The organism is Verrucomicrobiota bacterium, assembly GCA_021413925.1.
Lineage (GTDB): Bacteria > Verrucomicrobiota > Verrucomicrobiia > Chthoniobacterales > UBA6821 > UBA6821.
In genome coordinates, this window is record JAIOPL010000006.1 from 215,935 (window position 1) to 237,115 (window position 21,181).

Below are 21,181 nucleotides of genomic sequence, written 5' to 3' on the forward strand. Positions count from 1 at the left end.
TCCGAGTTCAGGCTGAAGGATCATTTACACCCGATCGGCGGCCTAATGCTGGCCTTTGATGATCTTTTCGAGCACGGCGATGAGTGCCTTGTCAGGCTCCGGCTGAGCCTGCTCGGCGGCAAGCGCGGCCTTGGCTGCCTCGAGGACGCGCGGATCATTGTGCCAGAGTCCATGCGGGTAGGAATAACGCTGTTGAATGATCTCAGCCACGCCGGAGCGGCCTTTCGCTTCGTTGAGCTTTGGCAGGAGATACGCCAGGGCCGCGTCCTTTTGCTCCTTGGTCGCATCCTTGCGCCAGCCCAAGACCCCTGCGGCTTTGAGACGCTGAGGATCCGGGAGGGTGGTGTCGGTCATCAGGGTCACCAACTGCTGAGTGGCGGCGTTGCCGGGCGTCACGGATAACATTTCCATAATGCCTGTAAAAGACGCCGGGGTGCTGCGGGCGAAGTCGACCAGATCGCCAAGAACCTCCGGGCCGCCCCGCTTGACCGCATCACGGAGCGGTCCGCCGAAGAATCCATACTGGCCGCCCTTAAGCTTTGTCAGAATGGGAAGTTGCGCCTTGATCTGATCGCGGGTCTTGAGCGACTCCATGGCGAGCAGTTGCACGAGAGGGTCTTTGCCTTTCAGCAGCTTCTCGATGACGGCGGCGTCCGGTTCGCCCGCGCACAACTGCTTCGCGGCGAAGAAACGCATCGGTTCCGCAGCCGCGGGATCGGTGGCGACCGCAAGCACCTGCTCTGGCGTCATGCCGGCGAGTTCCTTGGGCGGCCCGGCTTTCAGGAGGTCGCCCAGCATGCTCAGGAGTTCCAAAGATTCACCCTGGCCTGCGAGCACATCGCCCTTCTCGACCCTCGCCGCCACTTTCCAGTGGTCTTTCGGCTCCTTGATGACCAGACACTTGAAGGCATCCGGCCAGGTGGCACGGACCACCGGCGGAGTGCCGTCACGGGGAGTTTGCCATTCATCATACGGGGCACTGACCGTGTATTGGATGAGCGGCGTATGCTCGATGGTGAAGAGCACATCGGGATGCCGCCTGAGCACCTCGGCCCAGACATCCTCGTTGAGCAGTTCGTGATACCACTTCAGCTTGCCATCTTTTTCCTTCGGCCAGGCGGCCTTTTCCTCGTCGGTATTGGGCCAGAATCCCGCCCCGTCGTTGGTATCCACATAGAACAGGGTGCAACCCCAACGCTTCTTCGCGTATTCCACTTTCTCGGCCAGGATGTCCGCCGGGGGTCGCTTGGGATGCGGGTAATCGTGGAAAAACACAAATGGGTTCTTGAGATCGTGCTTGTCAGCAAACTCAGCGTTCTTTTGCTCCTTCACCGCGATCACCGAGGGCCGCAGGCAGACGCCCACCTTGAACCCGGCATCGCGGATCTTTTTGAAAAACTCGTCCGCGACCGCGTCCGCCTCGGGGCACATGTATTCGACCATGTGCGGATCGCCGACATACTGAAGGTAAGAAGGTCCGTTCCCCTCGATGTTCCAGACGATCACGCCCTGGGCGTTGACCTTCTTCATCTGGGCGATCAACTGGTCGGCATGATCAAGCATCAGTTTGCGCACCTCTTCCGCGCGGGGGCCGACCGCCGGCTTCTTCAACTCCGGCCCCTCCGGTTCATGGTACGGGAATTTGTCCCCGATCATCGTCGGAATGATCGGGCGGCGGTCATCCCACTTGAAGAGCATCGGGTGCGCCTTGGCATAGCCTTGGAGCGCCTCCTTGGCCGGGGCCATCGGATCGCTGGCATTGCCGAAGCGCAGCCAGACCGTGTAGGTGTCGCTGCCGCCGGGGGCGATCGGGCGCGAGGCGTAGCGGTCGTGATAGAGCTGGCGGTCGCCGCCGACGCTCAGGGTCAGCCACCAGGTCTCACCCTTTTCGGCGCGCTCCTCTTCCAGTTGGCGGAGCGCCAGGTCCATGGCCACCGGATCATTCACCGCGTAGCCGGTAAGTTTCTTTTTGGCCCTTTCCTTTCGGTTCCACGGTTCGACCCATGTGTCGGTCTCCCAGTTGAGCTTCAGATGCTTCTTGGTCTCGGGAGTCGTCGCCACAACGGCCCGCGAGTCCTTGCCGCGACCATCGGAGTAACCCGCCTCCCCCACCAGAGGAAGTGCGACCGGGCCGCTCAGCGTGTCACCTTTTGCAGCGGGTGCAGCCTGCCCGAAATAGAGCGCTTCGGTGGTGGTCGCCGGACCGGTGTTTCCCGGCATCTTCAGGGTGAAGAGCCGTTGATCGAATTGGGCGAGTGTCTTGGACGAGTTGTTCCGCACCGTCACCTCGATATTCACCCCTTCGGGAACCACTTGATAGGTCCGGACGACCTCACCCCAGGCGAATGTCTGGGTCAATTGACGCTTGGCCGCGTCATACGAGGTGCTCTGCGGTTTGAGATCGGCCTTGTCCACCGGGTAGGTCTTGTCATCAGCCCCCCAGATCGACAGCTTGGCTTCCGGATCGCGGAAGCGAACGGTAGGTTCGAGCGTCTTGGTGGGCTGGCTGATCACCTGGCCATCGAGTGTGATGGAGAGTTCCCCCTTGTCGGTGAAATCGATCTTCACATCGGGTGCCGACGGCTTGGCGGCCGGTTCCGCCGCGCCCAGCGTTGCGACCCCCGCCAGCAGGGTCAAGGCAAGCCCAAGCAGGCGGGATTTCAGTTTCAGGGGTTTTGTGTTCATGGTGTGCTTTCCGAGTTCAGGTTGAAGGTTCATTTACGCGCGATCGGCGGCCTTTGACGAGTCGTATCGTGCGAGGATTTCCATGATTTGGGCCGGTGGTCGGCGCCTCCGGAGCAACTCCCCCATGGTGTTCATGTGCGGGGCGACATGGTTGAAGAACAGTTTATAGGAGGCGCAGAGGTAGTTGAGCCCGGGCTCGCCGTCCGGGGTGCTGATGAAGCGGTGTTTCGGACACTCGCCGTGACACGCGAAGCGCACTTCGCACTCGCGGCAATAGCGCGGAAGGGTGTCGGATTTGTCGTTGCCGAATTTGATCTGCTGCGGCGAATTCACCATCTCCCCGAGGGAGCGGTTGAGCAGGTTGCCGAGCCTGTATTGCGGGTAAACATAATGGTCGCACGAGTAGAGGTCGCCGTTGTGCTCCAAGGCGAGCGCGGATCCGCATTTCTCGGAAAAAACGCACAGGCCCGATCCCGCCCCGACCCAGTTCCCGAGCGTCACATCGAAGATCTGCACGAAGACCTTTCCCACATCGCGGCGCACCCATTCGTCGAAGATCGCGCAGAGGAACTCGCCGTAACGGCGGGATGGAACGCTCCACGAAGTGACCGGCGACCCGGCCACGGCGCCGTCCGTCGGCGCGCCCAGATCGAGTCCCGCCTCGGACGCCAGCGCATCCGCCTTCCGCTCGACCAGCGGGATGAACTGGATGAACCCGCTGCCGATCTCCTTGAGGAAACGGTACACCTCCAGCGGATGCTTCGAGTTGCTGGCGTTGACCACGGTGAGCGTGTTGAATTCCACACCGTGTTTTTTCAAAAGGCGCAGGCCGTTCATGACGAGCTTGAATGTGGGCCGCTTTTTCTTGTCCACACGGTAGACATCGTGCAGGTGCGCCGGGCCGTCCACGCTCAGGCCGACCAGAAAACCCTCGGTCTTCAGAAAGGCGCACCAGTCGTCGTCGAGAAGGGTTCCGTTGGTCTGGATCGCGTTGCGGATGACCCTTCCGCCCCCGTGCTTTTTTTGCAGCCCCACGATGCGGCGGAAATAATCGAGCCCGAGCAGCGTCGGCTCCCCGCCCTGCCAGGCGAAGGTCACCTCCGGCGTGTTCTGCGAGGCGATATACCCGGAGATGTAAGCCTCCAGGACATCGTCCCCCATCTTGAAATTCTCGTTGGAGGGGAAAAGTTTTTCCTTCTCGAGGTAGAAGCAGTATTCGCAATCGAGATTGCAGATCGGCCCGATCGGCTTCGTCATGATGTGAAACGGCCTTGCCGCCGGGGTCCCGGCCGGACCGCGCCGGATGGCTTTCTCCATGACTGCTCCCTGTGTCATGATCGGCAGGTCCGGCTGTGTTTCGGCGTGTTCAAGCGATGGTGAAGTGGATCGGCGGGTTGGTCCGCCAAGGGCGCCCCGCCCAGCAATCGCCGCGGAGGGAATCCTGGACGCGGTCGAGATACCGGAGCTGCTGGTCACACATGATGATGACGAAATTGGGTCGCATGTTCGGTTTCTTCGTTCTACTTGGTTCCTCTTTCTAGTTCCAGGTATTGAAACCGTCCCGTCAGCCGAATATCCGCGGCCGAGGCCCCGACCTGGACGGTGAACTCGCCCGGTTCGGCCACCCAGGTGCGGCGACTGGGGCAGAAAAATTGAAGATCGCGCTTGGTCAGGACGATCTCCAGCGTCCGGCGTTCGCCCGGTTCCAGGGACACGGTTGCAAACCCCTTCAACTCCTTCAGCGGCCGGGGCACGGAGGCCGCCACATCGCCGAGATAAAGCTGCGCGGTCTCGATGCCGGCGCGCCCCCCGGTGTTCACCACATCGAAGCGCACGGTCAAGGGTTGGCCGTCGGTCACCTGCTCCGGGAGCACCAGGTTTTCGTAGGCAAAGGTGGTGTAACTGAGCCCGAAGCCGAACGGGAAAAGCGGCGCCACGCCCGTGCGATCATGGTGGCGGTAACCGGTAAAGACGCCATCGCTCAGCAAGACGCGCTTGTCGCCGTCCGCATCGTGGTAACAGCCGAAGGAGGAGCGATCCTCGGGCACCCGCTCGAAGGTGGCGGGAAGCCGCCCGGAGGGGTTCACCAGTCCGGCCAGGATCTCCGCCACGGCGGTGCCGCCTTCCTGCCCCGGATACCAGGCATGCAGGATCGCCGGAACCCGCTCGATCCAGCGCCGCATATCCACATTGCCACCCGCCGTCAGCACGACGGTCACATCCTTCCGCAGGTCCACCAGGTCCAGCAGGAGCGATTCATGATCCTCCGGCATGGCAAACGGCCGGTCGAAGCTTTCCCCCTCGGTGATCTCGGAAAAGCCGCCGCAGAAAATGACATGCCCGGCCTCGCGCGCCAGACTCAGCGCCTCCGCACGGAAGACCTCGCCCGAGTGGAACGCCCAGCCCACCGCCGCACCGTTGCCCTGCCGCATCCGGCGGTAGAGGACTTCGATCGGATAATCGCGTCCCGCCTCGAGGTGGAGGATGACCTTGGCCGGATTGATGTTTGCCCCGTCCATGATGTCGAAGAGCGCCTGCCCGTCGACGCTGACCCGGAAGAAACCGTCGAACCACTGGTAGAAGACATGCGGCCCGGTCCGCTCCGGACGGACGATCCCTGTCCAGCGCACCGTGAAGGCGCCGGCATCGATATCATCGGCTATCGGCCCGGTGCCCCAGCGCTGCTCCAACCGCGGTTCGATCCGGGTGAGCACAGGCTCTCCCAGCCAGCTCAAGCCGTTGAAATACTCGGCCTTCAGGCCGGGTTCGCCTTCCGGGGTCAGGAAGCGCGAGGATTTGAAAGCCGCGGCGCTGTCGTCGGGCTGAATCCCCGTGACATGGGCGACATTCTCCTCGCCGTAGATTTGGCGCATGCCGTCGAGGATGCTGATCCGGCGCCAGGAGTTGTTGAGGGCGGAGCCCCCGCCGCCGACGGGCGTGAGGGCGGCGTGGGGGCCGACCAGCAGGATCTTGCCCGCCTTGCCCGGTTCGAGCGGAAGGTGGCCGCCCTCGTTTTTCAGCAGCACACAGCCGCGCCTTGCGATTTCCAAAGAGACCGCCGCCGTCGCCGGATCTTCCAGCGGAATCGAGTCGTCCTGCTGAGGGTGATCCATCCAGCCGAAACAGATCATCAGGCGCAACAACCGGCGGATCTTGTCATCAATGACCGGGACATCCACCAGCCCGTTGCTCACAGCGGGGAGGAGGTGTTCGCGCGTCAGCCAGAGCGCCGTCGGCATCTCCAGGTCCAGCCCGGCATTGGCGGAATTGACGGCGCTGTAGGTGGAGATCCAGTCGCTCATCAACAACCCATCGAAACCCCATTCACCCTTGAGCAGTTGCCGGATCAGCCAGTCATGCTCCGAGGCATGGACTCCGTTGATGAGGTTATAGGAGGCCATCACCGTGGCCGATCCTGCGTCCTCGACGGCCGCCTGAAAGGCGGGCAGATAGACCTCGCGCAGCGTGCGCTCGTCCACATCGGAGCTGGTGTGATGCCGGTCATACTCTTGGAAATTGACGGCGAGATGCTTCACCGTGGCCGCCACCCCCTGGTCCTGCAGACCCCGGATGAAGGCGCATCCGCCGGCTGAAGCCAGGCAGGGATCCTCTCCCAGGTATTCAAAGTTGCGGCCGCAGAGGGCCGACCGGTAAATGTTCACGCCGGGTCCGAGCACGACATGGACGCCGCGGGCCCGCGCGTCGCGGCCGAGCGCCGCCCCGGCCCGGTAGGCCAGGTCGCGATCCCAGGTCGCCGCCAGGGCGATGGTGGCCGGATAGGTCGTCGAACGGTCGGTCCACCAGTGAATTCCGACCGAGGCGTCGGCAAAGCGCAACGCAGGGATTCCGGCCCTCTCGTTGCCATGGGTCCCGCCTTCTTGGGCGGCGCACACCTTGCCGCCCAGTAGGTCGATCTTCTCCTCCAGCGTCAACTTGGCGAGAATGCCGGTGATCCGTTGCTCAATGGCTGCCGAGGGCGGCGTGAAATGCGGATGATTACTCTTCATAAAATACTTCCTGATCCGGAGGGTCTGACATGAATGATCCCGAATCCCGCGCTGTCGCTGCAGGCGTTGTCCGTGGCGTAAAAGAGCGATGCGCGGCGATGCTCGCTCCGGCCCGCCGTTTGCGCCGTGGCCACCCCTTCCAACCGGAATTCCTTCGCCCCAATGGGAATCTCCAGGAGCGCCAGCGGCACGAGGGCGGCCAGCGTGTAGCCTTCCGGCCCGGTGGCGACTCCCGCCACGGCAATCTCCGGGGCCGGCACGATCGCTCCATCCATCAGCTTGAAGGCGGCGGCGGGCGCTTCCGCGGTCGGCGGCGCCAGGAAGACCTGGCCGATCGCCTTGCCGGCTCCGGCACAACCGAAAAGCTCAAAACAGGAACCGCGCCAGACCGGATCACCCCGCCGCACGGAGACATCGTGGACGGTGACGACCACCGCCAGCTTGTCGCCGGCCGGCGCCACGCGCGCTTCCGCCACCGGCCCGTCGGCCAGCCGGGCCGTGCGGGGCCCGGCACCGGCCAGCATGGCGGGCAGCGCCGCAAGATCGGGCGGGCAGGCGGACAGCGCGGGAATCGTCCAGTCACGATCGCTGTAGAGGGTCAGTGAAGCGCCGTGGATCTCGTCCCCGGAGCCGGAGGCCTTCACCGTGACCATGGCCGGTTGGCCGCTGACCTCGAGGGTGAACTCCGCGCTCCGCGAGGATCCCGGCCGCAAACGGGCAAAATTCAACTCCGCGCCACCGGTTATCCGGACGGACTCCGCCGGGGTGACGCGCAGCGTGACGGCTCCCGAGGCCGGGCGCGCCCCGGAATTGGTGACCGTGAGGCGCACCCGGTTCGGCCCCGTCTCGATCAGGGCCGCGCGCACGGAAACGCCGCGGATGGCATGGTCGTAGCGCGCCAGGGTGACGCCGATTTCCGAGGGGCGGTTGCGAGCCCGCCACAGGCGCTCGAAGCGACGGCGCAGATCGCGCATCGCCTTGGTGATGGCGGTGCGCTCCGCCTTGTCGGCCTGCCCGCCCAGCCCGAAGGCGGCGAGTTTGCGCGCCGCCAGAACCATGGTGTCGGCGGCGAAGAGCCAGTAAGGAAGCACACCGAGCGGGTCAACGCCGGGGGCGCCACAGCGGTCGGCAAAGACGGCCCGGATGTGTTCCACGCGGGGCAGGACCGAACGCCCCATTTCGGCATCGATCCGGAAGGACCCCGTGACGATCTTGCCGTCGCGGACCATGATACCGCCCGTCGATTGGGCCTCGGAAAAGGCCGGATCGTCCGGCAGGGCGAAGAATATCGTCTGCCAGATGCTGTTGTTGCCATGGGCGAGGGAGCGGAATGAGATCTCGCCCAGTTCGTCCAGCGCCGATGCAAGGTCGGCGTCGTCCCGGCCGATGAACCGCGACACGAAGCGGCGGGTGAAGCTCTCCTGATCGGCGCCGGTGTTCCACGCCTGCTCGGCGCCGAACAAATAGCCATGCCAGGAGTATTCCATGAAGTTGTAATGGCCGCCGTCGCCCCAGTCGGTGTTGAGCAGCCCACGGGCGCCATGCTTCCTGCCGGCGGCCGCGAACCCGGCGATGTTGGCGCAGGCCTCGGGAAGCCGGGGGAAGAGCGCGTTCCAGGAGTTGGTGCCCGGGCAGGCGTAGAACTCCAGCCCGGCGCGTTGGAAGTCGGCGATGGTCTCGAACTTGTGGTTGTGACCGTAGGCCCAATCGAGCACGGTCAGGTCCTTGGGGATGTCGGGAACCAGCTCCGGGTGATGCCGGATGATGTCGCCCCAGAACATCATCCGCTTGCCGTATTTCCGAGCCAACTCGGCGACCTTCGCGATGTGGTCGAGATAGACCCGCCCCTTGCCGCGCTGTTTGCAGAGTTCATAGGACTGGCCCCAGCCGAGGTCGTAGACTTCATCGCAGCAGGCGTTGAAGCGTTGGCTGGTGAAGAGCGGCAGGAACTCGGCAAAGAGACTGTCCAGAAAAGCATAGCTCTCCGGGTTGGCCGGCGAAAGCGTCCAGGCGTGCAGCGCGAAGCCCGGCGACGCGTCCGGATCGATGTATTTGCCCACGCCCAGGTCCTCGGCGATGTGGTGGTATTGCGGGTGCCGCAGCACGGTGGCGAGATGGCCGAAGGAGGCCAGCGACGGCACCAACTCGATGTGCCGCGCCCGGCAATGGGCGTCGAGTTTCAGGATATCCCCGGCCGTCAGCGGCGAGGCCTCCTTGCCGATCTCCGGGTGGCCCCGGAACGCGAAGGTGTGCTCGATATAGAGCTGGAGCTGGTTGATCTTGCAGCGGCTGAGCTGGTCGGCCAGTTGCAGAAGCTGGTCCGGTTTCGGCACGCGGCCACGGGTCACATCATAGTAAACGCCGCGGTCCTCGAAGTCCGGCCAGTCCTCGATCTCCAAGCAGGGCAGCGCGCCCTCCACCGCCTGTTCCACGAGCTGGCGCAGGGTCTGGACAGCGTAAAACGCGCCGCTGACCGCGCCGGCCTCGATGCGGATGCCGGCAGGGGTGATGCCGAGCCGGTAGCCATCGCGATGCAGACCATCGCGCAGGGCCACGGAGACGGTGTCGTGACTGCCCGGGTAACTCACATTTACGGCGAACCCCGGGAACAGGGACTGCAGTTCCGTCGCGATCGGATAAAGGCTCGCGTCACCGATGCCGATCACGCCGGCGGCGGGCAGAGGGAAGATGCCGTCGCGTGATGTCAGGGATCGGGGCTGGGGCAGCAGACGAGGATGGATGTTCATTGGATGTTCACTCTCTCGTCACGAATGCGGTTGGTCAGTTCGCGGTGCCACGCAACATCATTCCAGACACCGGGGAACTGCGGGTGCGTGAAGTTCGAAGTGCAGATGAAGCGGTATCCGTGCTTGAGGGCCAGGTCCACGCAGATGCTGCCGCATTCCTTGACCCAGTCCCAGTCCAGGAACGGGTGGTCGATCAGGTTGATCTCCCCCCAGCCTTCGGTATTCCCGCAGGGGATGCCATGCCGGCGCCCGGCCTCGGCGATGGCGCCGATCTGGCCGTCCATCCAGCGGATCATCTCGTCCCGGTGCTCCGCCCAGTAGGCGTTGCGCCGGGCGACGAACTCCTCGAAATGCGAATCTTCGGCCAACGGGTGAATCCTGTCGAAATAGCCGGTGGTTTCGCCGAAGCCGGGACAGTGTGTCATCCAGACGTGGTAGTCGAGCGCACCGAACTTCGCGAGATCGAGCTCCGCCTCGGGCTGCGTGTCGTAGCTCAGCGACGCGAAGAACCCGAGGCCGGGCCAGCGGGCGTTCAGCCGCTCCAGAACCTCCGAGGCGAAGTCGCGGTAGAACCGCCGCGCCGAACTGTCGGTCGTCTGGGTCGCCTGCCAGATGTGCGCCTGATCGGGATCGGCCGGCTTCTGCGCCGCCTGATCCCGTTGCCGGACCTGCTCATGAAACCAGTTCCAGCCATGCCAGCGGGGATACTCGTTGAGGATGTCCACATAAAGCAGCACATCCATCAGGCCGTGGCGCTCGATCACCTGCAGCGACTCGTCCCAGGCGCGCACGAAATCATCCGGCCCGGCCAGGGGATCCTGCCGCTCGATGCCGTGCCCCAGCCACCATGTTGACAGTCCCACAGCGACGCCGTGGGCGCGGCAGCGACCTAGGAACTCGAGCAGCGCCGCGCGCGGGTGGATGCGCGTTGAGTAGCGGTTTCCCCAGGTATCGGCGCCCCGGAATTCCTTGCGGCAGAGATACTCCTCCGGCGCTGGCGTGCCGACAACCGGTTCCGCCGTAAGATGCGGGAAGGCATCGATCCGGACGGCGTTGTAGCCGCGTTCGCAGAGGCCGGCCAGCACCCGATCCCAATCCTCGAATTCACCCGTGCGATGATGGCGCAGCAGCCAGCTGAAATCCCACATCGCGATGGCCACCGGCTGTGAAAGTTGCTGTAAACGCGTCATGGAAGAGTCCTGTCCGGTCTCACCAGATGGGAAATTGCGGAACTTCACCGGGCTTGGTCGTTCCCGCCGGCGCTGCGAAGCGCAGGTAGATCCCCCACCCCCGGCCGCTGTTGAGGTCGAAGGCTGCCATGAGTTCGTGCTCGCCCGCCGCAAGCTGCACCGGGATCCGGGAGCGTGTCGGGATGGCCGGGTTTTTCTGCTCGGGATCCGCATGGATGGGCCGGCCGTCGAGGAAGAGCCGCACTCCGCCATCGTGGCCAAGCAGGAGATTCCACGCCGCCGTCTTCCCGGCCCGCACGCGGGTTCGGAGATAAACGACGCCATCGGCTTCGGGATAGCGGTCGTGCACATTGACGAACCCGTCCGCCTGGGCCAGCTCGGTCCACGCGGTTTGCGCCGCAGGCGGCTCACAGGCCGTCACACCGGCGGCGGGCCGGGCCACGGGGGCAGACACCTCCCACCTTGTGAGGTAGGAGGAGCACGCCTCGTCGGTTGCTTCGAACCCCTCCATATACTCGCATCCGAGGCCGTGCCAGACCTGCACCGGCGCTTGCCGGAAGGTGAGGCGCAGCACCGCGATCGCCGCCACGGGATCGGGACAGGTGGCCGGCAGGTCGTGGAGGATCAGGCGGTCGCGTTCCTGGGTGAAGCGCAGGGGCTGCTCGGTGGCGACGATCTCGGCGTGGAGCAGTTCGCCGCGGAGCCGGCCGATAGTGTGGTTGCCCCCCCGCCAGAAGCGGATCCAGTGGTAATAGGTGTTGCCTTTGTGCGTCCAGTCGCCATTGGGATCCATCACATTGCCCAGCCGCTCGACGCGGTCGCTGGCCGCGTAAACCGCCTCGCCGTGACGCTCCAGCCAGTGGCCGACCTGGCGCAGGGTTTGAACCGCCAGAGGGCCCACAGTGCCGTCGGGTTTCGGCCCGATGTTGAGCAGCAGGTTGCCGCCGCCGCCGGCACACTTGGCCAGCATGCCGATCACGCTGCGGGCCGAGACCCAGTCCTCGGCGGGCGCGTCCCGCCAGCCCCAACCAGGATGCGTGCACATGCAGGCTTCCCAGGCGCGGCCTTCCGGAGCCGCTGTGATATGCCCCTCCGGCGTCGTGAAATCCTCCGGCAAAAGCGCGCGGTCGTTGATGATGATGCCCGGCTGGAGATCGCGCACCATGCCGTTCATTCTTGCGCTCTCCCAGCGTTCCGGCGTGTCCAGAGGCCAGCCGACATCATACCAGAGGATGCTGATCTCGCCGTAATTCGACATCAGCTCGCGCAGACACCCTTGGGTGAAATCCAGAAACCGGCGGCGGGCGGCCTCATCGCGCTGGCACTCGTGGCCGTCGGGATGATGCCAGTCCATGAGGGAATAGTAGAACCCGACCTTGAGGCCGAACTCGCGGCAGGCCTCGACATATTCGCGGATCAGGTCGCGTTTCGGGCCGCGCTTCACGGCGTTATACTCGGTCTGCCGGGTATCCCAGAGGCAGAACCCCTCGTGGTGCTTGGTGGTGAGCACCATGTATTTCATGCCGGCCGCTTTAGCCAGGGCCGCCCATTCACGGGCGGCGCCGGGCTTGGGTTGCCAGGAATCAGCCAACGGCTCGTATTCCGAAACCGGAATGCGGTCGAGGTTCATCGCCCATTCGTATTGCCCCAACTGGGAATAAAGCCCCCAGTGGACGAACATGCCGAAGCGGGCCTCATGCCACCAGCGCATGCGCGCGTCGCGGGTCGTGTCGGCGGTCGATGGAGTCGTATTCATGGCGACCATTATCTGCTATTGCCGGCCTTTGACGATCTTTTGAAATATTTCCACGAACGCCTTGTCAGGCTGCGGTGTCAGGCCCAGCAACGGCAGGCGGGATTTCAGTTTCAGGGGGTTTGCGTTCATGGTGTGCTTTAGTGTTTTGGTTGATTAAGAACATTCATTACTGTCCTGTCGAAATTATCTCGCGCAGAGGCGCAAGGCGCGGAGGAAATATGAGGGATGGTCATGATGCCAAGTTGGCGGATTTTATCAGCGAGGAACATTCCCCTGCTCATCTGCAAGCTAGCTTGCGAGGGTGAGCCCACAGGCAATCCTGCTCTGCGATGCAGAGCCCATGCCGGTTACTACTCTTCACTCTTGCCCCCTCGGATCCTCCTCGGGACCAAGGGCTCCGTGGTGATATTTCCTCATCGCTACCTTTCACTTTCCCGTTAAGCCCCCCCCGGTGCCCGGTGTTGAGGTGACTGTTCAGGATTCCTCCTCAAATTACCCACTCAAAATAGCGAAGAGCCCTTATTTTTTCCGGGTTTTCCGTGTGGTTCAGTTCAGTTGCCGGGAGCAGTCTGGGGCCCCTTCAGCAAACGAAGCATCGCCTCGGCGTAGCGCTTACCGAAGATGCGGGCGGAGTTGGCGTCCAGGTGCAACTTGTCGCCCCCATCGGTCAAATCCTTCGCCGAAACGCAGGCATAGTTGGAGACGGTTGACCCAAGCCCCTGCAACAGTTCATTGAACCGCTGGTTGACTTCGAGGAACTTCTCATCGAGTTGGGGCAGTTCGCCCGCGACAAACGGCACTTGCGGGGCATTCAGATCCTGGCGCAACCGGGCGATGAAGTCCGTGAACTTCGCGACATACTGCTTGCGCGAAAAATCGGTGGCCGGCCGATCCGATTCGCCCTGATGCCAGATGATCCCCTTCAACGAACCATCCTTGAGCGCGAGTTGAACCCGACGAAGCGTATCGTCGTAAGGAAACGCTTTTGTATTTGGATCCTGCACTCCCGGAGACCACAGTTTGAGCGGTGTTCCCCCAACGGCGCAGGGGATGAGCCCGATCCGGGCCTCCGGCGCCGACTCCGCCATGGCCTTGCCAAACGCGAGACCCGGGCCGACACCGGCCGAGGGTTTGTCAAAGTGCATCGGATCGGTGGCCGGCACCCATTGGCCCTCCTTGTTGAGCATGAAGACCCGGGAGTGGACCTGCTTGCTCTCCTCGTCCACCTTGCCACGCCCGGCCATGTTCGATTGGCCGACGAGCAGATACAGATCCATGCCCTTGGCCGGCGGGGTCGCCGTCTCCGCCTTGGCCGTTCCTGCGAATGCGCATAAGAGCACGGGCAGGCTCGTTACCCACGGAGCCACCTTGATAAAACGACCTGCTGCGGCCAGTAGCAGGGCCGCTCCCTGCATTCGGGATTTCATCGTGTTTGTTTTCATCATGTTTGATTTCATTTGTTGTTGATGGATGTCGGGGTTGTTTCGGGGCGCTCCACACGGCCGACGCCTAAGAGGAGGATGAGACAGGCGAGCAGGGCGAGGCCGCCGACGGCCCAGAAGACAGGGCCGTAGCCGCTCTTGTCGACCATCTGGCCGACCACGAAGGTGAAGAGCGCTCCGCCGAGGCTTGCCCCCGTGCCGGTGACTCCCAGGGCCGTTCCCATGGTTTCGGAAGTGAATGCATCGGCATGCAGTGCTAGGATGTTGGCGCTCCACATTCCGAAGCCGAAAGTCGCGAAACTGGCCCAGGCGATGGCGGCGGCGGCATTCGGCGCGCTGACGACGAAGAGGCCGCCCATCATGGCCAGGGCACCGCCGACCATCACGGACTTGCGCGCAGTGATGGTCGCGCGGCCACGGGCGATCAGGCGGTCAGACAAGGCTCCGCCAACCATCTTTCCAAGGTCCACCGTGAGATACGGAATCCAGGCGAAAAACCCGATTTCCTGGAGCGAAAAGCCCCGGCCCTTGCTGAGGTAGTCCGGCAGCCAGAAGACATAGAACCACCAGACGGGTGTGGCGACGAGGCGGGTGACGAAAAGCCCCCAGAGCGTCCGCTGGCCGTTGATCTTCCTCCAGGCGCTGCCGAAGGATGCCGCCGCAGGGCGTGGCCCGCCGCATTCGCGCATGACTTGTTCGCGGTCCCCGGAGGATAGCCAGGGGTGGGAGGAGGGTTCGCGATAGATCCACCACCAGGCCGCCAGCCAGACCAACCCCAAGGCGCCTGTCACGATGAAGGCCGCGCGCCAGCCGAACTTGAGGGCCAGGAGCGCCACCACCGGCGGCGCAACGATCGCGCCGACCGCCGAACCGCTGTCGAAGACGGCCATGGCAAAGGCGCGGCGTTCCTTCGGGAACCACAGCGAGACGGTCTTGCCGCCCGCAGGCCAGTTGCCGGCCTCACTGAAACCCAGGAGGCAACGGAACACTCCAAGACTCAACGCGCCACGGGTGAAGGCGTGCAGGATGGCGGACACCGACCACAAACCCACGAAGACCATGAACCCGACACGCGTGCCGACCTTGTCCAACCACATGCCGGACGGGACCTGCGCCACGGTGTACGCAAGCATGAACGCCGTGGTGATGGTTCCGTAGTCGGCACTCGACAGCCCGAGTTCCCCACGCAGGATCGGCAGCAACACGGAAAGCGCCTGCCGGTCCACATAGTTGATGATCGTGGAAAAGAACAACAACCCCAGGATGCACCAACGGAGGCGTTCGAGGGGGATGGAGGGGCGGGCGGTCATGGTCGTGATGGAGCTGCTCCGAAGGGGGCGGCGGTGGGTGGAGCCACGATACCGGTTTTTTACGCCGACACCCCGAAAATGCACCATCCGTCAGGGCAGCGGAGAGCACCGGAATGACCGGAGCCACTACGCCTGGCAGGGAGGATGCGTGTTTCCGGGGAGAAACGGGTTTTCATGAACTGTGAATTACACGCCCGAGACGGAGAGGAAGCCGCCGTCCACCGGCACGGTCACACCGGTCACGAAGCTGGCGCGCTCATCGTCCAACAGCCACAGGAGGCAGCCGATCAACTCGTGCGCCTCGCCGAAGCGCTTCATGGGCGTGTGGGACATGACACTCTGGCCGCGCGCGGAGAGGCCGCCGTCCTCGGTCATAAGGATCTTGCGGCTCCGTTCGTTCACGAAAAACCCGGGAGCGATCGCATTCACACGCACGCCGGCGCTGCCGAGGTAGCCGGCGAGCCATTGGGTGAAGTTGACGACGCCGGACTTGGCAACGCCGTAGGCCAGGTTGCGCGACAGCGGCTGGTAACTATTCATCGAGGCGAAGTTCACGATCGCCCCGCGCCCACGGCGGGCCATCTCGCGGCCGAACACCTGGCTCGGAATGATCGTGCCGAGCGTGTTGATTTTGATCACATCCAACATGAGGTCGGGGTTGAGGTCGAAGAACCCGCGCGGATCTTCCGGCGAATACTCGTTCATCGTCGGAGTCGCGTCGGCCTGGTTGCCGCCGGCGGAGTTGATGAGAAAGTCGACCGGGCCGATCTGATCGGCCACCTCGCGGAGTCCGGCAGCATCGAGGACATCGACACTAAATGACTGCCCAATGCCGACGGCGTCGAGTTTGGCGCGGTCGCGGCCCAGCAGGATGACATTGGCGCCGAGGCGGTGGAGTTCCTTGGCGATCGCGGAGCCGATGAGGCCGCCTGCGCCAGTCACCACGGCGGTTTTGTTTTGGTAGTAGGAGTCGTTCATGGTTTTAGAGTTGGAGCCAATCGTGGGCGTTGTCGTGGCAGATGCCGCGGACCATCGCGCTGGTCAGGGTTTCATCCTCGCTCAATCCGGCGAGAAAGTTGCAGAGAATCCGGCGGAAGTATTCATGCCGGGACATGGAAAGAAACGACCGCGAGTCGGTGGTCATGCCGATGAAGGTCGAGAGCAGGCCGTAGCTGGCGAGCGCTTCGAGATGCTGCCGGATGCCGAGCGAGTGGTCGTTGAACCACCAGGCCGGCCCGAACTGGAGCTTGCCGGGGAACGAACCGGTGAGCGTCGCGATGGCGGCGTAGTCGGCGGGATTGAGCGGGTAGAGGATCGTCCGCGGGAGTGCGTCCTCCTTGTCTAGCGTGTCCAGGAACCGGCAGAGCGCGGGGATGTCGCATGTGTTGCCGATCGTGGCGTAGCCGCCGCGCGGCCCGGCGATGGCGCGCAGCCGGGAACTGGTGTCGCGTTGAGCGCCGAGGTGGAGCTGCATCGCCCAGCCGCGCCGCGCATACTCGCGGGCCAGCGGCAGAAGCGGGTCGAGTTGACGGGGATCGTCCACGCCGTGATCGGAGAGCCGGCAGCCGCACTTCTCGAATTCATCGAAACGGGCGGCATCCACCTTCTCAGCGTCGCGCAGCGAGGGCATGACCATCGGGCCGAGCGGCAGCAGTTCCTCGTCGGGCAGGTTGGAGGTGCAGACCAGTTCCACATTGGAACGGGCGAGGAGCTGCCGGGGCGTGGGACGCACGGAGTTGCAGCGCTCCCAGATGCGGTCGGCGCTCTCGGGCGTGAGCAGTTCGTCGATGTCGAAGTAGCGCTTCAACTCGAGCTGCGTCCATTCGAAGAGCGGATTACCAAGCGTGAGCGGCACGGTCGCCGCCCATCGGTCGAACTTCTCGCGGTCGGTGGCGTCGCCGGTGATGTATTTTTCCGGCACGCCGACCACACGCATCGCGCGGTGCTTGTATTGATCGGGAGCGATCCAGAGCCGCGTGATGTTTTCAAACGGCTCGTCGCTGGCAAGCCGCTGGGGATCCAGATGGCAATGGTAGTCGATGATCGGCAGGCCGGCAGCGTGCTCGTGGTAGAGCCGCCGGGCTGCGGGGGAGTGCAGGAGCATGTCTTCGTTCATAACGGGAGTGCCGACTTGTCGGCGATGAGGATTGGGGAATCGTAGAGTGGAAGCTCAAGCGTCTCGCCGCCGACCAACCAGCACGACGAGACGATTTCCAGGGCCGTTCGCGGACGGATATTTCCGGTCCAACTCAAAAATAGCCTCCCTTTTTCGTGATCTGCTGGATGGTCTCGCCCTTGGCGACCCAGCTGAAGATTTTCTTTTCGTTGGCCAGGATCTCCTCGGCGCGCAGAAGCACATCGTAGGCGATGTCGCGCGGCACACAGACCACGCCGTCGCAATCGGCGAGAATGACATCGCCGGGCTTGATGAGCACATCACCGATCTGGATCGGGATCTGGTAGTGCGTGATGAGGCAGCGGCCGAGCGAGCCGTTCGGGATGCGGTGCTTGTAGTAGAGCGGGAAGGGCTTTTCCAGAATCTGCTTCGTGTCGCGGATGCCGCCGTCGATGCAGGCGGCGCGGACTCCCTTGCCGTATGCCGTCGCGGTCATGACGCCGCCCCAGAGGGTCGCCTTCTCGTCGTGGGATGTGTCCCACATCACGAACGAATCGGGATTCATCGCATCCAGCATCTCCGTGCGGAAGGTCATCTCGCCGGTGATCTTCACGTTCGGCGCGCTCTTCACGGTGAAGGCGATGCCGGCCACCACATCGCTGTCGCGCAGGGGCCGCATGTATCCCGGCAACGCCTGATCGAGCAGGGCGAATTCGCGGAGCACATCGCTGATGGCCCCCGTGTAGATCTGTTCATAGCGGCCGAGGAGTTCCTTCACCGGCACGGGGAACGGCTTTGTCGAGACGGACTCGCGCTCGGCGATGAGCTTCTCGAGTTTCATCATCTTCGCCTCCTGCTGAAGCAGGCTGGGTTTCTTTTTGGGTGTCTTTTTGGGTGTCTTTTTCATTGGAAAGGAATCTTGAGTGCCTGCAGGGCCCCTTTGAGGTAGCCGGTGGCGAACAGGCGGCCGAGCGCGCCGTAGCTCGGCTGGGAGTTGTCCTCGCCCGCCATCGTGGGAACATGGTCCACGCGGACAGGACCGGTGAAACCGGCGTCGTGATACAACTTCAACATGGCCGGCATGTCGGTCGGTCCGTCGTCGTGGAATGTCTCCTCGAACCGTTCGGCGGTGCCGCGCACATCGCGGAAGTGGACAAACACGATGCGGTCCGCCCAGCGGCGCACGAGCGGTTCCAGTTCGCCGTCCATCAGCCTGAAGTTCGCCTGGCAAAACGTGATGCCGTGGCTGGGGCTCTCCGACAACGCGAGGGCGCGGTCGAAGCCTTCCGCTTGGCACAGGATGCGTCCCATGCCGCGCACGAGCGGCAACGGCGGATCGTCGGGGTGCATCCCCATCTTCACGCCCGCCGCCTCGGCGGTCGGCAGAACGCGCGTGATGAAATACTCGTAGTTCTCCCACACCTGCTCCGCCGTGAGGCCGGTCTCGGTGGGCGGCACATCGTCGAGGTTGAACTCGGTGACCATCGCGCCGCCACGGGAGGGCAGGTCGGTCCGTGTCCGGTGCCAACCGATGCCCGCCATGAAATTGTAGCAGAGCAGCGGAATGCCAAGCTCGCCCATGTTGCGCAACATTTGCCGGTAACGCTCGATGTCCTCATCGCGCCCGGGCAACCCGAGCTTGATGCGCGACATGTCGAACTGGTCGCCCTCCAGCCCATAAAGCATGAAACCGGCCTCGACGAAACGATTTTGAATCGTCCGCAGGGACTCGATATCCCACGGCGGGTTCATGCCGGTGAGTTCCGGCGCGCACTTGCAGATGGCATGGCGGATGCCGACCTGCCGGGCCAGGGACCACAGCAGGTTCGGCTCCGCGGGGAGAAAATCAGCGAGGATCATTGTTTTTCAACCCCTTCATGGCCTTCGCGCGTCCCGGTTTGAATGCACCGTTCATCACGGGTGGTTCAGGCGGTGCCTTGTCCCTTGTAGTTGGCCGGGCTTCCCAGGAACCATCCGAGGCCGAACGGCTCGCCAAACGGGCGGTAGGGCACCATGTCGGCGATCGCATCGAGGCGGGCGATAATGTCGGCCGGCAGCGGACCTGCGGCGGATGCGGCGGCATTTTGCTGCACCTCGGCCGAGGACTTCGCGCCCATGAGCACGCAATGGATATCCGGATGGCTCAGGAGAAAACGGATGCCGAGCTCCGGCAGCGAGAGTCCGCACTCGTCGGAGAACGCGTAGAGTTTCTGGAATTGCTCGCGGCGCATCTTCGAGAGCCAGTAGGCCTCCGGGGACGCGATCTGCTCATCATAGCGCCGGGAGAGGGCGCCCTGCTGGAGCGGGGAACCGACGATGATTCCCATGTTCGCCGCCTTTGCGGCAGGGATCACTTCGAGCGCGGCCTCGCGGTAGAGCAGGCTGTAGTTGTAGGCGGTGAGCAGCACGTCGAATTTGCCGCTGCGGCAGAGGTGCGCCATTTCGGTGGTCGTGGTTCCACCGAGACCGGTGTGAAGGATTTTCCCCTCGGCCTTCAACTCGTCAAGGAGTTCCAGCACAGGTCCCTCGACATTCACTATGTTCGTCCACCAGTCGTATTGGCCGGGGCGGTCGGGCTCGTGGATCATCAGGATGTCAATGCAATCGCGGCCCAACTGGCGGAGGCTCTCCTCCACGCTGGTGCGCAGGCTGGCTTTGTCCTGCGGAAGAAACGGGGTCGGACGCCCGCCCAGCTTCGTGGAGAGGATGACCGGCTTCTGGATCCCCTCGAGCGCCTTGCCGAGGACCTCCTCGCTGTTGCCGTAACCGGGTGCGGTGTCGATGTAGTTGATGCCGATATCGAGAGCGCTGGCGACGGCTTTCTTGGCCTCATCCAGTTCGGCGGCAAAGGAGGCGACGAAAAGGCCTCCGAATCCGATTCGGCTCACTTCAAGGCCTGTCCGGCCCAATGTTGCGGTTTGCATGGTTTGGTTAATGTTGTTTGTTGAAGGTTTGGTCAGGCAGGGTCATGCCGATGGGGGCCGGCCTGTTTTTACGAAAAACCCTCTTCGCGTTGGAAGGGGGGTTCCAGAAAACCCGCATCAAGAAAGAATGCCTCCGTGATGATGGTGATTGCCAGTTTTTTAACGCGGATTTTGCAATGAAACCGGGTAAAGAAGTCGAAGGTCGAGCGTCGAGCGTCGAGCGTCGAGCGTCGAGTCGCGGGCTTGGAAGGAGCCGAACAAAAAGACCTGGAATCTGCAGTTTTCACCAGCGAGCCCTTGGTCCCGAGGGGAAGCATGGGACTTAGGAGATAGGAGCTGGGATGATTTTTAGCTCTACGCCGAGTGCCTGGGGAGGCACGGCGTAGCCTATGCGATGACGCATAGCCCGCAAGGGATCGGATCGCCGGAGCGATTGAAGCAATGCGGGATCAGATTATTCACCACGAAGGGGGATCCAAGGGCAATCCAAGGAGGCAGCCAAAGGAGGGGAAAGAGGGGCATGGGCTCCGTGACTCGGAGCTTTGCTGAGGGATGGATCACCTCTGCAAGCGAGCTTGCGAGAGTGATCCCACACTCAGCCTCCAACCCAGCGCGATGCGCTGGGTACCATGCCTGTATTTCGCTAACAGCCTTCAGCCTTCAGTCTAAAAGACTAGTTTCCGTCCTCTTGTATCTCGGCTGTGTCCTCTGTGGTTTAAAAATCCCCTAAAAAGATTCCTTCTTGCATCCCTTCGTGTGCTTCGTGTCCTTCGTGGTTTAAAAAATGCAGTCTTCCGCCTTTCTCCCAACAGCCCAACAACCCCACACCAACAAGCAATCAGCAATCAGCAATCTGAAGGTCGAAGGTCGAAGGTCGAAGGTCGAGGGTCGAGGGTCGAAGGTCGAAGGTCGAAGGTCGAAGGTCGAAGGTCGAAGGTCGAAGGTCGAAGGTCGAAGGTCGAAGGTCGAAGGTCGAAGGTCGATGGGCGAAGGACCAAGGTCGA

Annotated in this window: 15 protein-coding genes; all 15 read right to left on the minus strand. The window is 63.2% G+C overall.

Features of this window, described 5'->3' with window-relative positions; genetic code table 11:
• Positions 1-42: 42 nt before the first annotated feature.
• The 15 genes from K8R57_04605 to K8R57_04675 all read right to left on the minus strand — a co-directional run bounded on the left by K8R57_04605 (position 43) and on the right by K8R57_04675 (position 20,177).
• On the minus strand, positions 43-2,685 hold the full coding sequence (locus K8R57_04605) for a hypothetical protein (GenBank protein ID MCE9587576.1): 2,643 nt from the start codon (positions 2,683-2,685) through the stop codon (positions 43-45).
• 33 nt (positions 2,686-2,718) lie between these two features.
• Complete coding sequence (locus K8R57_04610) at positions 2,719-4,002, minus strand: anaerobic sulfatase-maturation protein (protein ID MCE9587577.1); 1,284 nt, start codon at positions 4,000-4,002, stop codon at positions 2,719-2,721.
• Positions 4,003-4,051: 49 nt separating this feature from the next.
• Complete coding sequence (locus tag K8R57_04615) at positions 4,052-4,189, minus strand: hypothetical protein (protein MCE9587578.1); 138 nt, start codon at positions 4,187-4,189, stop codon at positions 4,052-4,054.
• 16 nt (positions 4,190-4,205) lie between these two features.
• A complete protein-coding gene (locus tag K8R57_04620; GenBank protein ID MCE9587579.1) occupies positions 4,206-6,692 on the minus strand; it encodes a glycoside hydrolase family 3 C-terminal domain-containing protein in 2,487 nt (828 codons plus the stop codon).
• Positions 6,689-9,439 (minus strand): family 20 glycosylhydrolase, encoded by a 2,751-nt coding sequence (locus K8R57_04625; protein ID MCE9587580.1) that lies wholly within the window; start codon positions 9,437-9,439, stop codon positions 6,689-6,691. Before K8R57_04625 ends, K8R57_04620 begins: the two co-directional genes overlap by 4 nt.
• Positions 9,436-10,629 (minus strand): hypothetical protein, encoded by a 1,194-nt coding sequence (locus K8R57_04630; GenBank protein MCE9587581.1) that lies wholly within the window; start codon positions 10,627-10,629, stop codon positions 9,436-9,438. The genes K8R57_04625 and K8R57_04630 overlap by 4 nt, the downstream gene beginning before the upstream one ends.
• Positions 10,630-10,648: 19 nt before the next feature.
• The gene (locus tag K8R57_04635; protein MCE9587582.1) at positions 10,649-12,394 is read right to left on the minus strand and encodes an alpha-L-fucosidase; all 1,746 of its coding nucleotides are present in this window, start codon (positions 12,392-12,394) and stop codon (positions 10,649-10,651) included.
• Positions 12,395-12,936: 542 nt separating this feature from the next.
• Positions 12,937-13,830: a sialate O-acetylesterase gene (locus K8R57_04640; GenBank protein ID MCE9587583.1), complete on the minus strand. Its 894-nt coding sequence runs from the start codon at positions 13,828-13,830 to the stop codon at positions 12,937-12,939.
• Between the two features lie 8 nt (positions 13,831-13,838).
• Positions 13,839-15,137, minus strand: coding sequence for an MFS transporter (locus tag K8R57_04645; GenBank protein MCE9587584.1), 1,299 nt, complete (start codon positions 15,135-15,137; stop codon positions 13,839-13,841).
• Between the two features lie 186 nt (positions 15,138-15,323).
• Positions 15,324-16,115 carry an SDR family oxidoreductase gene (locus K8R57_04650; GenBank protein ID MCE9587585.1) on the minus strand — a complete coding sequence of 264 codons (792 nt, stop codon included), beginning with the start codon at positions 16,113-16,115 and terminating at the stop codon, positions 15,324-15,326.
• Positions 16,116-16,119: 4 nt separating this feature from the next.
• Positions 16,120-17,253 carry a glucuronate isomerase gene (locus tag K8R57_04655; protein MCE9587586.1) on the minus strand — a complete coding sequence of 378 codons (1,134 nt, stop codon included), beginning with the start codon at positions 17,251-17,253 and terminating at the stop codon, positions 16,120-16,122.
• On the minus strand, positions 17,250-17,390 hold the full coding sequence (locus tag K8R57_04660; protein MCE9587587.1) for a hypothetical protein: 141 nt from the start codon (positions 17,388-17,390) through the stop codon (positions 17,250-17,252). Before K8R57_04660 ends, K8R57_04655 begins: the two co-directional genes overlap by 4 nt.
• Positions 17,387-18,160, minus strand: a complete 774-nt coding sequence (locus K8R57_04665) for an RraA family protein (GenBank protein ID MCE9587588.1) — start codon at positions 18,158-18,160, stop codon at positions 17,387-17,389. The genes K8R57_04660 and K8R57_04665 overlap by 4 nt, the downstream gene beginning before the upstream one ends.
• Positions 18,157-19,113 (minus strand): mannonate dehydratase, encoded by a 957-nt coding sequence (locus K8R57_04670; protein MCE9587589.1) that lies wholly within the window; start codon positions 19,111-19,113, stop codon positions 18,157-18,159. The genes K8R57_04665 and K8R57_04670 overlap by 4 nt, the downstream gene beginning before the upstream one ends.
• Positions 19,114-19,178: 65 nt before the next feature.
• On the minus strand, positions 19,179-20,177 hold the full coding sequence (locus tag K8R57_04675; protein ID MCE9587590.1) for an aldo/keto reductase: 999 nt from the start codon (positions 20,175-20,177) through the stop codon (positions 19,179-19,181).
• Between the last annotated feature and the right edge of the window lie 1,004 nt (positions 20,178-21,181).

What these genes read in the sequence shown, in the direction of transcription:
- K8R57_04625 (MCE9587580.1), bottom strand. Translation starts at nt 9,439, where the DNA reads ATGAACATCCATCCTCGTCTGCTGCCCCAGCCCCGATCCCTGACATCA.
- K8R57_04665 (MCE9587588.1), bottom strand. Translation starts at nt 18,160, where the DNA reads ATGAAAAAGACACCCAAAAAGACACCCAAAAAGAAACCCAGCCTGCTT.
- K8R57_04610 (MCE9587577.1), bottom strand. Translation starts at nt 4,002, where the DNA reads ATGGAGAAAGCCATCCGGCGCGGTCCGGCCGGGACCCCGGCGGCAAGG.
- K8R57_04615 (MCE9587578.1), bottom strand. Translation starts at nt 4,189, where the DNA reads ATGCGACCCAATTTCGTCATCATCATGTGTGACCAGCAGCTCCGGTAT.
- K8R57_04640 (MCE9587583.1), bottom strand. Translation starts at nt 13,830, where the DNA reads ATGATGAAAACAAACACGATGAAATCCCGAATGCAGGGAGCGGCCCTG.
- K8R57_04620 (MCE9587579.1), bottom strand. Translation starts at nt 6,692, where the DNA reads ATGAAGAGTAATCATCCGCATTTCACGCCGCCCTCGGCAGCCATTGAG.
- K8R57_04655 (MCE9587586.1), bottom strand. Translation starts at nt 17,253, where the DNA reads ATGAACGAAGACATGCTCCTGCACTCCCCCGCAGCCCGGCGGCTCTAC.
- K8R57_04635 (MCE9587582.1), bottom strand. Translation starts at nt 12,394, where the DNA reads ATGGTCGCCATGAATACGACTCCATCGACCGCCGACACGACCCGCGAC.
- K8R57_04645 (MCE9587584.1), bottom strand. Translation starts at nt 15,137, where the DNA reads ATGACCGCCCGCCCCTCCATCCCCCTCGAACGCCTCCGTTGGTGCATC.
- K8R57_04675 (MCE9587590.1), bottom strand. Translation starts at nt 20,177, where the DNA reads ATGCAAACCGCAACATTGGGCCGGACAGGCCTTGAAGTGAGCCGAATC.
- K8R57_04605 (MCE9587576.1), bottom strand. Translation starts at nt 2,685, where the DNA reads ATGAACACAAAACCCCTGAAACTGAAATCCCGCCTGCTTGGGCTTGCC.
- K8R57_04650 (MCE9587585.1), bottom strand. Translation starts at nt 16,115, where the DNA reads ATGAACGACTCCTACTACCAAAACAAAACCGCCGTGGTGACTGGCGCA.
- K8R57_04630 (MCE9587581.1), bottom strand. Translation starts at nt 10,629, where the DNA reads ATGACGCGTTTACAGCAACTTTCACAGCCGGTGGCCATCGCGATGTGG.
- K8R57_04670 (MCE9587589.1), bottom strand. Translation starts at nt 19,113, where the DNA reads ATGATCCTCGCTGATTTTCTCCCCGCGGAGCCGAACCTGCTGTGGTCC.